The sequence below is a fragment of the Rhizobium sp. BK316 genome, assembly GCF_014193695.1.
Taxonomy (GTDB): domain Bacteria; phylum Pseudomonadota; class Alphaproteobacteria; order Rhizobiales; family Rhizobiaceae; genus Rhizobium.
The window spans coordinates 1,285,903-1,299,908 of sequence record NZ_JACHZR010000001.1 but is presented as its reverse complement, the minus strand read 5'-3'; the positions used below and the strand labels follow the sequence as shown (position 1 = coordinate 1,299,908).

General features: G+C 61.5%; 12 protein-coding genes. 6 read left to right on the top strand and 6 right to left on the bottom strand.

What is annotated here, in order from left to right:
* Positions 1–20 precede the first annotated feature (20 nt).
* On the bottom strand, positions 21–1,001 hold the full coding sequence (locus FHT87_RS05825; protein ID WP_183800205.1) for an AraC family transcriptional regulator: 981 nt from the start codon (positions 999–1,001) through the stop codon (positions 21–23).
* Between the two features lie 703 nt (positions 1,002–1,704).
* Between FHT87_RS05825 and FHT87_RS05820 the strand changes: the two genes are divergently transcribed.
* The gene (locus FHT87_RS05820; protein ID WP_246699565.1) at positions 1,705–3,033 is read left to right on the top strand and encodes a nodulation protein NfeD; all 1,329 of its coding nucleotides are present in this window, start codon (positions 1,705–1,707) and stop codon (positions 3,031–3,033) included.
* 31 nt (positions 3,034–3,064) lie between these two features.
* Positions 3,065–3,838, top strand: coding sequence for a slipin family protein (locus FHT87_RS05815; RefSeq protein ID WP_183726244.1), 774 nt, complete (start codon positions 3,065–3,067; stop codon positions 3,836–3,838).
* Positions 3,839–4,019: 181 nt separating this feature from the next.
* On the opposite strand, the gene FHT87_RS05810 is transcribed toward FHT87_RS05815, so the two are convergent.
* Genes FHT87_RS05810 through FHT87_RS05800 form a run of 3 tightly spaced genes read right to left on the bottom strand, consistent with a single transcriptional unit; the run spans position 4,020 to position 6,940 of the window.
* Positions 4,020–4,721: an ABC transporter ATP-binding protein gene (locus FHT87_RS05810; protein WP_183800199.1), complete on the bottom strand. Its 702-nt coding sequence runs from the start codon at positions 4,719–4,721 to the stop codon at positions 4,020–4,022.
* Positions 4,718–5,959, bottom strand: coding sequence for an ABC transporter permease (locus FHT87_RS05805; RefSeq protein WP_183800196.1), 1,242 nt, complete (start codon positions 5,957–5,959; stop codon positions 4,718–4,720). The genes FHT87_RS05810 and FHT87_RS05805 overlap by 4 nt, the downstream gene beginning before the upstream one ends.
* A 6-nt stretch (positions 5,960–5,965) precedes the next feature.
* A complete protein-coding gene (locus tag FHT87_RS05800) occupies positions 5,966–6,940 on the bottom strand; it encodes an efflux RND transporter periplasmic adaptor subunit (RefSeq protein WP_246699589.1) in 975 nt (324 codons plus the stop codon).
* Between the two features lie 166 nt (positions 6,941–7,106).
* On the opposite strand from FHT87_RS05800, the gene FHT87_RS05795 reads away from it, so the two are divergent.
* From FHT87_RS05795 to FHT87_RS05780, 4 genes are all read left to right on the top strand, one after another.
* Complete coding sequence (locus tag FHT87_RS05795; RefSeq protein WP_348649358.1) at positions 7,107–7,790, top strand: helix-turn-helix domain-containing protein; 684 nt, start codon at positions 7,107–7,109, stop codon at positions 7,788–7,790.
* Positions 7,791–7,985: 195 nt separating this feature from the next.
* Entirely contained in the window at positions 7,986–8,987 is a 1,002-nt protein-coding gene (gene nuoH / locus FHT87_RS05790; RefSeq protein WP_183726234.1) for an NADH-quinone oxidoreductase subunit NuoH, read from the top strand.
* A gap of 10 nt (positions 8,988–8,997) precedes the next feature.
* The gene (locus FHT87_RS05785; RefSeq protein WP_183726232.1) at positions 8,998–9,564 is read left to right on the top strand and encodes an NADH-quinone oxidoreductase subunit I; all 567 of its coding nucleotides are present in this window, start codon (positions 8,998–9,000) and stop codon (positions 9,562–9,564) included.
* 45 nt (positions 9,565–9,609) lie between these two features.
* On the top strand, positions 9,610–10,050 hold the full coding sequence (locus tag FHT87_RS05780; protein ID WP_183726230.1) for a CBS domain-containing protein: 441 nt from the start codon (positions 9,610–9,612) through the stop codon (positions 10,048–10,050).
* A 75-nt stretch (positions 10,051–10,125) separates the two neighbouring features.
* Here FHT87_RS05780 and nuoG read toward each other — a convergent pair whose 3' ends face one another.
* Positions 10,126–12,705, bottom strand: coding sequence for an NADH-quinone oxidoreductase subunit NuoG (gene nuoG, locus FHT87_RS05775; protein ID WP_183800188.1), 2,580 nt, complete (start codon positions 12,703–12,705; stop codon positions 10,126–10,128).
* On the bottom strand, positions 12,698–14,002 hold the full coding sequence (gene nuoF, locus FHT87_RS05770) for an NADH-quinone oxidoreductase subunit NuoF (protein WP_183800185.1): 1,305 nt from the start codon (positions 14,000–14,002) through the stop codon (positions 12,698–12,700). The genes nuoG and nuoF overlap by 8 nt, the downstream gene beginning before the upstream one ends.
* Positions 14,003–14,006 lie beyond the last annotated feature (4 nt).

Sequence of the window (14,006 nt, the reverse complement as noted above, 5' to 3'; positions counted from 1 at the left end):
CTTTCAGGATGATATGTGCCCTAAAGTCCGAATTCTATGTCCGTTCGTCCGGAAATGGTGCGGCGCACAACGCCAGGTGAAACACTGGTGATGCGCTTGAAGGCGCGAGCGAAAGAAGCTTCAGATTCATAACCCAGCTGAGAAGCGACCTCGGCAACCGACATGTTTTGACCGAGTAACTCTCGTGCAAGCTGCATGCGCAGACGGGCGAGATAGCGTGCCGCGCCTTCCCCCAATATGGCGCTGAAGCGTTCCGCGAAGATCGAGCGCGATTGACCTGCCACGCCAGCAAGGGTCTCAAGCGTCCAGTCATGGCCGGGATCTCGGTGCATGGCTGCCAGCGCACGACCGATATGAGGATCACGGATCGCGGCGAGCCAGCCGCTGGTCGAGGCTCCGCTGCAATTGACCCAGCAGCGAATAAGCCGCGCGACGAGTACATCCGCCATGCGTGACAAGACCGTGGCGCTGCCTATCTGGGGCTGCGATGCCTCTGCCGTCATGGCGGCGAGGAGAGGGCCGACGATCGGATCATTGCCAGCAACATCACAGCCCTTGATGATCGGTGGCATCAGAGCGATCAAAGGGTTGAGGGCATTCGCACCCAAAGCCATGGAACCGCAGAACAGGGTGCTCGTCGCTCCTGTTCCTTGATGCACCACTTCGCAGACATTGCCCCCCAACTTGGTGACGTGACAGCTCTTAAGCGAGTCCCCGACAACATCAGGCTTGCTGGCCAGTCGGTGTTCGACACCTTGTGGCAACAACACCAGATCGCCGTCTTGTAACTCCTGCCATCCCTGGGCTTCGGTATGGACCCAGCATGGCCCCTCACTGACAAAATGGAAGCGAAGCAGCTGTTGCTGCGGAAAGGCGATGCTCCATGGATGGCGCAGCTCACAACGACCGTAGTTGACCCCACTCAGGCGAAAGTCCTGTAGAACTTCGCTTAGTGCGTCCGTAGGAATATGTGTCGGAGATTGGGATGAACGATCAAGCATTGGGCCAATTTATATGCCGGACGTCCGGCATGCAAGTAAGGCATCTGTGCCATGCAGGACAATCGCTTCAGCTTTGCATTTCGTTGTGGCCGGCAGAGGTGCGATTGTGATTCGTGAGGAGCTTCGAATCGACGGAGCCGTTCATTCCTGATCATTTTTCGGCGCTTTCCGACCCGCGAGAGTGTTGGCGGGTGGTTTATCCGCTGCCTGACGCGCGCTCGACTGGTCTTCCACGACCACCTCTCAAGACTGCGAACCGCTGCCGGACCCGTCGGCGGTCGACAGTAAAGCAATCAGATGCAAAACATCGGTCTCCAACGCCCTCCATCCCTATGTGTAGGAAGTCATTGATGCGAAGTAGAATCTTGCCCGCTGTACGGCGGCACGTATCCCATCAACTGCGCCAGACGTCGAGTAGCGAGGCCTCAGGTGCTGCTATCATCAAAGCGTCGAATGGGCGTACCTTAGCTTCTTCCCTATTAAAAAAACGGCAGCTTGCTTAAACAGCAGCTCAAAACCCTACCCCGTGTGACCTCCATCGACATCGACGACTGGAACACGCGCTGCGTCTCGACGGGCGCTAGCCCAATCGACCGGTCTTACCGTTTGACCGTGCCGCTATATATTCCCGCCTATGGATAATCGGCGAAAATTGGCATGGCATTCGAGGTTCTGGCGAAGAATATCGCAAGTGCTTGCCCTGATGCTGGGCCTGATACCGGCATTTGGTGCCATCGCGGCGCAGGGGGAGTCCAATCGGGTCGCGATCATCCTTCAGCTGAATGGTGCCGTCGGTCCGGCGACGGCTGACTATATCAAGCGCGGTCTTCAGCATGCCGCCGATCGCGGGGCGGTGCTTGTTGTTCTGCAGATGGATACGCCGGGCGGTCTCGACACGTCGATGCGTGACATCATCCGCGCGATCCTTGCGTCGCCGGTACCGGTCGCGGGTTTCGTCGCGCCTCCCGGAGCGCGTGCCGCCAGCGCCGGAACCTATATCCTTTATGCAAGTCATGTCGCGGCAATGGCGCCTGGCACCAATCTCGGTGCCGCAACGCCGATCGCACTCGGCCGACCGCCGGACAAAGGCACGGGAGACGATCAGACCAATCCGGAAGGCAACAAGCGGCAGGCACCGCGCAGTCCGGAGGAGGCCAAGGCAGTCAACGACGCCGTGGCCTATATCCGCGGGCTTGCGGAACTGCGGGGCCGCAATGCCGACTGGGCTGAGCGCGCGGTGCGCGAGGCGGCCAGCCTTTCGGCGACCGCGGCCCTGCGCGAACACGTCATCGATTTCATGGTCGCCAGCCCCGCCGACCTTCTGGCCCAGGCGCAAGGGCGCGTGGTGAGAATCGGCCAGGCTGACGTGCGGCTCGATACGGCAGGCCTTGCCATAGAGGCGTTCGAGCCGGACTGGCGGATCCGTCTGCTTTCGGTGATCACCGATCCGAACATCGCTCTCATTCTGATGATGATCGGCATCTATGGACTGATCTTTGAATTTCTCGCGCCGGGAACGTTCTTGCCCGGAACGATCGGCGCCATCTGCCTGCTGCTTGGCCTCTATGCGCTCGCCCTGCTGCCAGTCAGCTATGCCGGCGTCGGCTTGATTGTATTGGGCGTGGGCCTGACCGTCGCAGAAGTGCACTCGCCGTCTTTCGGCGCGCTCGGCATAGGCGGCGGACTGGCTTTGGTGCTGGGTGCGGCGATTCTGTTCGACACCGACATACCGGGCTTCAGCGTCTCATGGCCGATGCTGGGCGCCATCGCCATTGTAATCTCGGCGCTCAGCCTTCTGATCGCGTTTCTCGCCTTCACATCGCGCCGGCGCGACGTGGCTACGGGAGCCGAGCAGATGATCGGTCTTTCCGGCAAGGTTCAGAGCTGGGAAGATATGACGGGCTACGTGATCGCACATGGCGAACGCTGGAGAGCGATCGCCGCCGAACCACTGTCCAGCGGCGACGAAATCAAGGTTACCGGCCGCAAAGGCCTGACGCTCGAAGTCGCTCGCCAGCGGCAGGAAAGGTAGGGCAGAAAATATTCAAAGGCAGGAGGAAATCATGAGCATGTTCGTGGGCTTTGCCTTTTATGGCGTCGTCATCCTCATTTTGCTGCTCATCATCGGATCGGCGATCAAGATCCTGCGCGAATATGAGCGCGGCGTCGTTTTTACACTCGGCCGCTTCACCGGCGTCAAGGGACCGGGCCTGATCCTGCTCTTTCCCTACGTGCAGCAGATGATACGAGTGGACCTGCGCACCCGGGTACTCGACGTGCCGAGCCAAGATGTTATTTCCAGAGACAACGTTTCAGTTCGCGTCAACGCGGTGATCTATTTCAGGGTCATCGATCCTGAAAAGTCGACCATCCAGGTGGAAAACTTCATGGCCGCCACCAGCCAGCTCGCACAGACGACGCTGCGCTCAGTGCTCGGCAAGCATGATCTCGACGAGATGCTTGCAGAACGCGACAAGCTCAACAGCGATATCCAGGCAATCCTCGACGCGCAGACGGATGCGTGGGGCATCAAGGTCGCCAATGTCGAGATCAAGCATGTCGATATCAACGAATCGATGATCCGCGCCATCGCCCGCCAGGCGGAGGCCGAGCGGGAGCGGCGGGCGAAGGTTATCAATGCAGAGGGCGAGCAGCAGGCGGCAGCAAAGCTTCTCGAGGCGGCGGAGATCCTCGCCCGCAAGCCGCAGGCCATGCAGCTTCGCTATCTGAGCACGTTGAACGTTCTCGCGAGCGAAAAGAGTTCGACGATCATATTCCCGTTCCCGATGGAAATCGGCAACCTGATCCCGCTTCAGGCGGGAAGACCACGGGAATAAGCTTACGAGAAGTTCTATCTGATGCCGTGATTCATATGCAAACGCTGGAGCTCCGTTCTGGTCGGTGGCCGCAAAACCGCCGCCTCAGCCCGTTCAGGGCTTATCTCGATCGTAGTGCGACCGGTGGTCCTTTTACCTGACGCCATAACGAGCCGAGCCCGTCTCGCTGCAACTCGGGCTGTTAAGCCTGCAAATGCGGCAGTTCCGGCAGCAGATCGATCTTTCCGTCGACGATATGGATGCGGCGATCCATGCGCGCCGCCATGTCGAGATCGTGAGTTACCGCCACTACCGTCTTCCCGCGTTCGCGTACCAGATTCTCGAGGGTCGCGAAGACCTGTTCGGAACTCCTACTATCGAGACTTCCAGTCGGCTCGTCGGCGAGTATGAGCGGTGGATCGTTGGCGAGTGCGCGTGCCACGGCGACGCGCTGACGCTGGCCGCCCGAGAGCTGGTCGGGCCGCTTGTCGAGATGCTCGCCCAGCCCCAGGGATGTGAGCAACTCACCGGCCCGCTCGCGCATCTTGGGCCGCGCCAATCGGCCGAGCCTCCGCATCGGAATCTCGACATTCTCCCGCGCGGTGAATTCCGGCAGCAGAAAGTGAAACTGGAACACGAAGCCGATCATCGAAAGCCGGGTCGCCGCCCGCTCCCGCTCCGTCATCGGCCCGGTGTCGCGGCCGCCGATGGTGAGCGTTCCATCGGTTGGCCTGTCGAGCAGCCCGAGCAGGTAAAGCAACGACGACTTGCCGGATCCGGACGGGCCGGTGACGGCGACGAATTCCGTCTCGCCTATGGAAAGCGTCACGTCCTTGACGAGCGTGACAGGTACCGTCTCCGGCAAAATGCGCGTCAGTTTCTCCGTCTCGACGAGGGCGCTCATGTCGCCCCTCTGATGATCTCGACGGGGTTCAAGTGTGCCGCACGGCGCGCCGGCAGATATCCCGCCACCGCCGCCGAGCCGAGCGCAAAAGCCGAGGCAATGACATAGTGGAGCGTGCTCCAGGCAATCGGCAGCCGCGTTATCTCCTGGCCGGTTGCTGCGATTTCGAACCGGATAAGGGACAGCGCATAGGTCATCGAAAGGCCGAAGGCACAGCCGATTGCCGAACCCGCCGCCCCGATCGCCATGCCCTCAAGCAGAAACATCCGGCGCATATCCGACTCAGGGAAGCCAAGCGATTTCATGATGGCGATGTCGCGCGCCTTCTCATGCGTGATGGTGGAGATGATGTTGTAGATGCCGAAGCCCGCAACCAGCATGATCGCGCCGACCACCGTATACATGATGACGTTGCGCACCACGAGCGCTTCGAGGATGGATTCGTTTGCTTCCTGCCAGGCAACGGCCTTGTAGCCAAGCTCCGCCTCGGCACGACGCGCGACGTCGGGCGCGTGGTTCGGATCGTCGAGCTTGATGCGGATCTCGTTGATGGCGTTCGGCCGGGCAGACAGGATCTGGGCATTCTTCAGGAGGAGATAGGCTTCCCCTTCATCCCGCGCCGTGGTGCCGGTGTGGAACAGGCCGACGATCTTAAAGTCGCGGGTCAGGCCTTCGGAGGAGACTGCCGTGATCGTGTCGCCAAGCCCGGCGCCGAGCCGGCCCGCCATTGTCTCGCCTATGACAACGTTGTTGCCGCCTGCGGTCAATGCCGCAAAGCTGCCTTTCACGAAGTCCTCGACGATCGGTGACACGCCCGGTTCGCGTTCGGGGTCGATGCCGATGATCGCCGCCCCCACCTCGCGGCTGGAATAGCGGATCACGCCCTGCGCCTTGAGGCTCTCCGCAAAGCGGCCGGGGACCCAACTCTCGAGCCTGGCGGTCGCGGCGGTCGGGTTGATGATGCCACGGCGGTCGTCGCGTGGTCTCAGCCCCGAAATGGCAACGCTCGTAAAGACATCCTCCGCTGGCTGGCGGCGCGCCGTGCGATGTTCGTCGGTAATGTCGACATGCGGCATCGTGTCGACAAGCTGCCTGATGAAGTCGTCTTGTCCGCCCTGCATCAGCGCTGCCATCGCGATGGAGAATCCGACGCCGACCGCGACCCCGAGCACGGCAACGACCGTCTGGCGGCCGCGGCCGACGATATGCGTAACGGCGATGTCGAGGATAAGCGGCATATGGGCTTACTCCTGTGGCGCGGCAATCGTCACCCGCGCGCCATCGGCCAGGTTGGCCGGATAGGGCGAGATGATCCGGGCCTTCTCGTCAAGACCAGAAAGTACCTCGATGCCATTGATACCACGAATGCCCGTCTGGATTTCGCGCAGTCGCGCCATGCCCCCTTCAACGACGAAGAGCTTGTTTCCCTCGATCGACACGGACGGGACCAGAAGCGTATTTTTGGACACGCGAATGACGATATTGACGTCCGTCGACATACCGATGTGAAGCGGCGTGTCGTCCGGCAGGCGAAAACGGACGCGGTAGGTCTTCGTCATGGGATCGCCCTTCGGCGTGATGCTGTCGACCACCGCCTCGAGATTTTGTCCGGGGAACGCATCGGCCCTGAGAAGCGCGCGCTGCCCCACCGCCACCCGCGGAATGTCCTCCTCGTTGACCTCTGCGACCACGAGCAGCGGCCGTGGCTCGCCAACCCAGAACAGCACGCTGCCGAGTTCGGCCACCTCGCCGACCTCACCATCCTGCCTCAAGACCACGCCGGGGCTGGGTGCGCGCAATATATGGGATTCGAGTCGAGCCTTTTGGGCGACAAGCAACGCCTGGACCTGAGACAGTTCGCTGCGGGCGCGGTCGACCTCCTGCTGGCTCGCCGCATATTTTTCCGCAAGCGCGGTCTGGCGCTGAAACTCCTGCTGCGCGAGAACCTGCCGCGCCTCGAGCTCGCCGAGAGTAGCCCTCGCTTCACTGTCATCGAGTCGGGCCAGCACGTCGCCTTTCGCGACCCTCGATCCTTCGCAATTGCATTGTTCGACGATCCTCTCGCGAACCACCGGCGCTACCTTGGCCCAGATGCGCGGCTCAACGACACCGCTCGCATAGACGATCTCCGCTGCGTCGCCGCGCATGGGCGTCGCGATGGAAATCGCTGCCGGCCGCAAGATATACCAGGCGACGGCGCCAGCCACTGCGACAACCATCGCAATGCCGGCAATCCAGCGCAAAGGCCTCACGAAACGCTCCATTCGGTTCTTCATTGCCAAAAACCTATCATTAGACCGACCGTCGGTCTATAAATATTGCATATAGAAGCGGATCATGCTTCCATTGCGCGACACGCATGAAGCGAGGACTGTCTTGCCCAGAGTGATCAAACAGCCGGAGATACGATCTGCCGAGCTTCTCGACTGCGCCCAGCGTCTGTTCTTCGAGCGCGGCTACGACAATACGACCGTGAACGACATCATCCGCGAAGCCGGTCTGTCGAAAGGGGCGTTCTATCACTATTTCGTATCGAAGGAGGCCTTGCTGGAGGCTTTGGCGGCACGTCTTGCCCGCGACAGCATCGCCGAACTGCGGCCCCTGCTCGAAGACCCGTCGCTCGACGCAATCGGCAGGATCAACGCGCTTTTCTCCGGGGCGCGACAGTTGAACATCGAGCTTGCTCCGCGGCTCAGAAAGACGTTCTCGGTGCTCTTCCGGCCGGAGAATATCGCGCTCTTCCATCGTGTCGACCAGGCGGGCCGCGAACTTGCCATGCCGATCTTCACCGATCTTCTCAGGAAAGGGAGTGAAGAAGGGGTGCTCGACGTGCCTGATCCGGAGGCTTTCGCCGAAATGCTGCTACAGCTCAGGCTGATCTTCCGGGACGTGATGTATCAGGCCACGCGCACGGCCGAACGAGGAAATGTCGACGAAGCCGTATGGATGCTCGAGGAGCGGCTGCGGCTCTATGGCATTGCCTTCGAGCGACTCCTAAAACTGCCCGACGGGACAATTGATTCCGCGCAGCCGGGCTTTGCCCGAGCCTTTCTGGAGGCGGATCCTTAGGTCGCCGGTGCAAAAAAGGCGGGTGTTGTTGGATGCGTGTTCGGCTCGCTTCGAGATTGGGAAAGACAAAGAGACGATCGCGACGACATAACTGCGATGGCATTGTATGAGGTGCGTGGCCATTGTACCATGTAGCCCGACAGGAGCCAAAGTCCGGTCGCGCGCTTCAACCCGATGAATAAGTGGCCGCGGATCATGGAACTTATCGTCGCCCTTGGCCTGATTGTCTTCAAGGTCGCGTTTCTGATTGCGATCCTGCTGCTGCTGCCGTTGCCGCTGACATGGCTGGAACGCAAGATCGCCGGGCACATCCAGCAGCGGATGGGGCCGATGCGTGTCGGGTGGCACGGGCTGCTGCAGCCGGTGGCGGACGGAATAAAGCTCTTGACCAAAGAGGACCACATTCCGGCCGAGGCCGATCGCTTCCTGTTCAAACTGGCGCCAGTCCTGGCGCTCGCCCCGCCCTTTGTGGTGTTCGTCGCGATCCCCTTCGGCGAAAGCATCTCGGTCCTTGGCGCCGAGATCACGCTCTACGTCTCCAACATGAATGTGGCGTTACTCTTCGTCTTTGCCGTGATCGGGATCGAGGTCTATGGTGTCATCTTCGGTGGCTGGGCCGCTAACAGCAAATACGCGGTCCTCGGCAGCCTCAGGACCTGCGCGCAGATGATCAGCTACGAGATTCCGATGGGGTTCGCGGTGATCGGGGTGGTCATGTTGGCGCAGTCCATGAGCCTGCTCGACATCGTGCGGGCGCAAACCGATGTCTGGAACATCGTCTACCAACCGGTCGGCTTCTTCGTATTCTTCGTCGCCGGATTGGCTGAAGCGCAGCGTATTCCCTTTGACCTTTCGGAAGCGGAGGGTGATCTGGGGGCCGGCTTCCATACCGAATACAGCGGTATCCGCTTTGCGTTTTTCATGGTCAGCGAATATGCCATCGTCTTGCTGGTGTCGGTCCTGGTGGTGATCCTGTTTTTCGGCGGCTGGAACGGTGTCCTGATCCCCTTGCCACCACTTCTCTGGTTTGTGCTTAAGGTCGCATTCTTCGTCTATGTATTTATCTGGTTCCGCTTCACTTTCCCCCGCTACCGCTACGACCAACTGATGGCGATCGGATGGAAAGTCTTGCTTCCTCTGTCGATGGCGAACATAATTATAACCGGTGTACTTTTAGGAGCCATAGCGGCTCCGTAGCGAGGCGGCGATGTCGCACGCGCAGGACAGAGTTGGAACATGGATTGGCTGGGCGTTCTTCGCCGATCTGGCGAATGCGTTGGCTCTGACCTTCGGCTACCTGTTCTCCAGAACCGTAACCATGCAGTATCCGGACAAGGAAAAATGGCTACCCTACTCACGCTATCGCGGGCATCACTTCCTGACGCGTGATGAAGAGGGCGAGATCAAGTGCGTGGCCTGCGAACTTTGCGCGCGGATCTGTCCCTGCGACTGCATCGAAGTCGTCCCCTACGAGGACGAGAAGGGCAACCGGCACCCGGCCAAATTCGAGATCGACACCGCTCGCTGCCTGTTCTGCGGGCTGTGTGAGGACGCCTGCCCAGCGGATGCAATTAAGCTTGGCCAGCAGTACGAATTTTCGAGTTTTTCCTCAGCCGACCTGGTGATCGGGCGCGACGACCTGCTCGCCAAGCCGGGCAAGGCGGCAACCGGCGGCGGCGTGGTTGCCGCGCGCCTGAATACAAGGAAGGACGTGCTGGTCGAGACGAAAGAGACGCAGGGCTACAACTGGTGGCGGAATATCCGGCGAACGTGAACGCGCGCCATCCGTCGAGCCGGAGCGCGCAGACAGGAGGCTCAGATGCTTGTCGGCGAGATCATGAAAAACAAGGGTGTCGGTGTCATCACGGTGGCACCCGATCAGACGATGGTGGAAGTCTTGAGGCTGTTTCGCGACAACAATATCGGCTTCGTCGTCGTCAGCCGATCGAACGACGAATACCTCGGTTCGCTATCGGAGCGGGATTGCTGCAATGCGGTGGCGGAATACGGGGCCGAGGCGGCGATGATGCGGGTCGCGGATATCATGAACCGCAACGTGGCGACCTGTTCGACACGGGATTTGCTACCCGTCGCGATGGGGATCATGACCCAGCGGCGCACGCGTCATGTGCTGGTCCTGGATGGTGGCGACGTTGTCGGCGTGGTCAGTATCGGCGACGTGGTTAAACACAGGCTCGAGGAAGCGCAGCGCACAGAGCAGGATCTGCAGGATTACATCTGCGGGACCAGGTATCACTGACGTCGCCAGCTTGATGCGAAGACGCTGGGGCAGGGCAGCTTGCTCGGGGGCCTTGCGGTGCTTCGGCCCCAATCTTCAAACCCCACGCCAGATCCTGCTCGGGCGGTCGACCTCAAGAGTGGCATGCACCTTCTGAACCTCCACCGGGCATGGGTATTCGCCCCGCCGCATCAGGCCGTTGAGACGCAAGGCTCTATAGTTTTCCGGAACGAAGACGAGACCCTTGGGAAACCGCCTATCGACCTTGAGCTGCGCCGTCAGTTCTCCCTGGGCGGAACGCACAATGACCTGATCGCCATCCGAAAGGCCAAGCTCTGCGGTATCCTGCGCGCTCATCGCGACATAGGGATCATTGGCGACCGTGTTCAGGGTGTCCGACCGTTCGGAAAGATATCCGTTGTGGAACAGGCAGTCGCCGGTGATCAGCATGAGCCGGTCGGCTGCTGCCGGGACGGGCGGCGGCGCAAAGAACTTGGCCGCCGGTGGCGTGGGCACTGCCTTGGTGAATACGCCGTCGGCACCAAGCGCGTGCTGCGTCAATCCCTGATAGGCTGGAACCAGCCGTGCGATCTCGTCAAAAATTTCGCCTTGCGTCGACGGGCGCAGTGCCTGGTTGCGAAGCGCCGCGACGAAATCGAAGATCGCCAGGTTGCTCCGCGCCTCGAAGGCGGGTTCGCGGAATTTGCGGACCGTCTGGGTCCGGCCCTCGTTGTTGGTGAACGTGCCGGTTTCCTCGCCGTAACCTGCCGTGGGTAGGACGACCTCGGCAAGGCCCGCCGTATCCGTGAGGAAGGCGTCCTGCACGATCAGGAGATCGGCGGCGCCAAGCGCCCGCCTCACGAAATCCCTGTCGGGATAGGCGATCAGGGGGTCGGCTCCGACGACGTAGAGAGCGCCCATCCGTCCGCCGACGCAGAGCTCCAGAATGGCATCGAGATCCGCGCCGGGTTCAGACGGGATTTCGGCGCCCCAGTTCCGCGCAAGAGTTGTGCGCGCCACATCGTCGGTGACCGCCCGCAGCCCCGGCAGAGCCGCCGGCAGAACTCCCATGTCCCAGGCGCCCATCTGGTTGGCACGGTCGAAGAGGAACTGCATCGCCAGGCCCTTGCCGAGCAGGCGCAGAACCTGCAGCAGGTTATTGATCTGCTGCAGCGTCGCGCGCGCTTCGGGTGATCTCAGGAGGTCGACGCTGACAAGCACGGTGACGCTGCGGCCTTCCTTGAGCACGGCTGCCAGACGACCCGGCCCGTCAATGCCGGTTTCCGCCACCGGTTTGCCAATTGTCGCGCCGATGCCCGCGAGAACGTCGGCAGGCAAAGCCGGACCAACTGCCGCTGCGAGACCGGCCACCACCGCCGCAAGGCTCGCCGCTTCTCCGCCCGGCAGCACGCGAACCACCATCCTGGCATCGGCATCCAGACGGGACGGCCGCGCCGAGAGCATGAGCAATCTGGTCTCCCGCCGCCGCACGCCATCCCGCAGCAGGTATTCGGTGACCGGGTTCTCCTCGGTGACGTTGCCGCCGACGACAAGCACGCAGTCGTTGCCGATCACGTCGTCCAGCGGTGCGCGGCTGTTGAAGGCTGCCAGCAGCGGGCCGAGCGTATCGAAGGGCGTAGACCAGCGTGACGAGCAATCAATGTTGTTGGTATAGAATGCCGTCCGCATCAGCTTCTGAAACTGATAGAGCATCTCGTTGGGGAGGCGAGGCGAGGCGAGCCCTCCGGCAGCCTTGCCCTCGACCGCCGATAGCCGCCGGCGCAGATAGTCCCCAGCCTCATCCCAGGAAACCGGAACCAGGGCGCCATCACGACGGATCATCGGCCGCTTGATCCGGTCCCGGCTCGCGACGAAATCGAGGCCGAAGCGTCCCCGAACGCAGAGCGTTTCGCGGTTGAGCCCCTCGTCCCACTTCGAGCGCACCCGCATGAACTCGCCCTTGCGTGTGCCCACCGTCAGCTGGCAACCGGTGCCACAATGCGGGCAGACCGTGTCGGTCTCGGTGAGATCCCAGGGCCGTGCCTTGTAGCGATAGGGGAAGCTCATCAGCGCGCCGACCGGGCAGACCTCGACGCAATTGCCGCACTGATCACAACTCGCGAGACTGCCCTCGAAGCCGGTAACGGCGGTATCCATGCCTTTTTCGATGGTACCCAGGGCGACCGCGCCGACGACCTCCTCACACATCCGGACGCAGCGCTGGCACTGGATGCAGCGGTTGACGTTCATGATGATGACCGGACTCAGACGGATGTCCTCGGAGTGGAACACACGCTTGTCATCGCGGAATCGGCTCTCGCGGGGGCCATAGGCCATCACCATGTTCTGAAGCTCGCATTCACCGCCCTTGTCGCAGATCGGACAGTCGAGGGGGTGGTTGGCGAGCAGCATATCGAGCATGGAAGAGCGCGTTTCCTCGATCAGAGCTGTATTCGCCCGCACCACCATTCCCTCGGTGACGGCGGTGGCGCAGGACGGCTGCAGCCGCCGCTGCCCCTCGATCTCCACCAGGCACATGCGGCAGGAGGCCAGCGCCGGCAGACGCTTCAGATAGCAGAAGGTCGGGATATCGATGCCCAAACGCCGGGCGGCCTGCAGCACTGTCGAGCCAGCCTCAACTTCCAGCGTTTGTCCATCGATCGTAATGCTAACCATAGTTCCTCGCAGCCCCGTCCCAGCGCGCTCCCTCCGTGAACGGGCACCTTTGCTCCTCGATATGGGCGACGAATTCATCGCGGAAATGCGCGAGTGCGGCCCGCAATCCCATCGCCGCGCCGTCGCCCAAGGCACAAAACGTATTGCCGAAAATGCCTTTGCAGAGCATCTCGAGCTGCTCCAGATCGCCGGCAGCACCTTCCCCGGCCTCAATCCGGCGCAGGACCTTTACGACCCAGTTCAATCCTTCCCGGCATGGCGTGCACTTGCCGCAGGACTCATGATGGAAGAATTCGATGATCCGGGTCGCAACCTTGACCATGCAGGTCGAGTCGTCGATCACGATGACGCCAGCCGAACCGAGCATCGAGCCGGCGGCAGCTAGCGAGTCGAAATCCATCCTCACCTCCAGCCCGTGCTCCGGTATGACCGGCGCTGAGACCCCGCCCGGGATCACCGCCTTGATTCTGCGTCCCGGCAGCGGGCCGCCGGCGTGGTTCTCGACCAGTTCGCGCAGCGCTATGCCCATCGGCAACTCGTAGAGGCCGGGTTTGCGCACCTGCCCGCTGAGGCAGTAGAGCTTCGGGCCGGGGCTCTTGTCCGGGCCGATGCCCCGAAACCAGTCCGCCCCCCGCATAATGATATGCGGCACGCAAGCGAGCGTCTCGACATTGTTGATCACTGTTGGGCTGGCATAGAGCCCGGCCACGGCCGGAAATGGCGGCTTCAATCGCGGCTGCGCCCGCTTGCCCTCGAGCGACTCGAGCATTGCAGTCTCCTCGCCGCAGATATAGGCGCCGGCGCCGCAGTGGATGTGTACCGCGAAATTGAAATCCGAGCCCAGAATGCGCTTTCCGAGATAGCCCTTTGCGTGGGCCTCGGCGATCGCCTGCTGCAGACGACGGATCGCCGTCACATATTCTCCGCGAATGTAGACATAGGCGGTTTCGGCCCCAATCGCATAGGCACTGACCGCCAGCCCCTCGATCAGTTGATGCGGGTCGCGCTCCATGACGATCCGGTCCTTGAACGTGCCCGGCTCGCCCTCATCGGCGTTGCAGCACAGATATGTCGGCTTGCCGGTGCGCTTCGGCACGAAACCCCATTTCATGCCCGTTGGGAATCCGGCACCGCCGCGACCGCGCAGGTTGGACCGTTTGACGAGGTCGATAACCTCGTCAGGCGTGTACTCGCGCAGCGCCTTCGCCAACGCCTTGTAGCCGCCGCCGGCCTCGTAGGTCGACACCAAATGACCGTCCGCCACATCGATATTTTTGAGAAGAACCGGCTCGAACATGGCG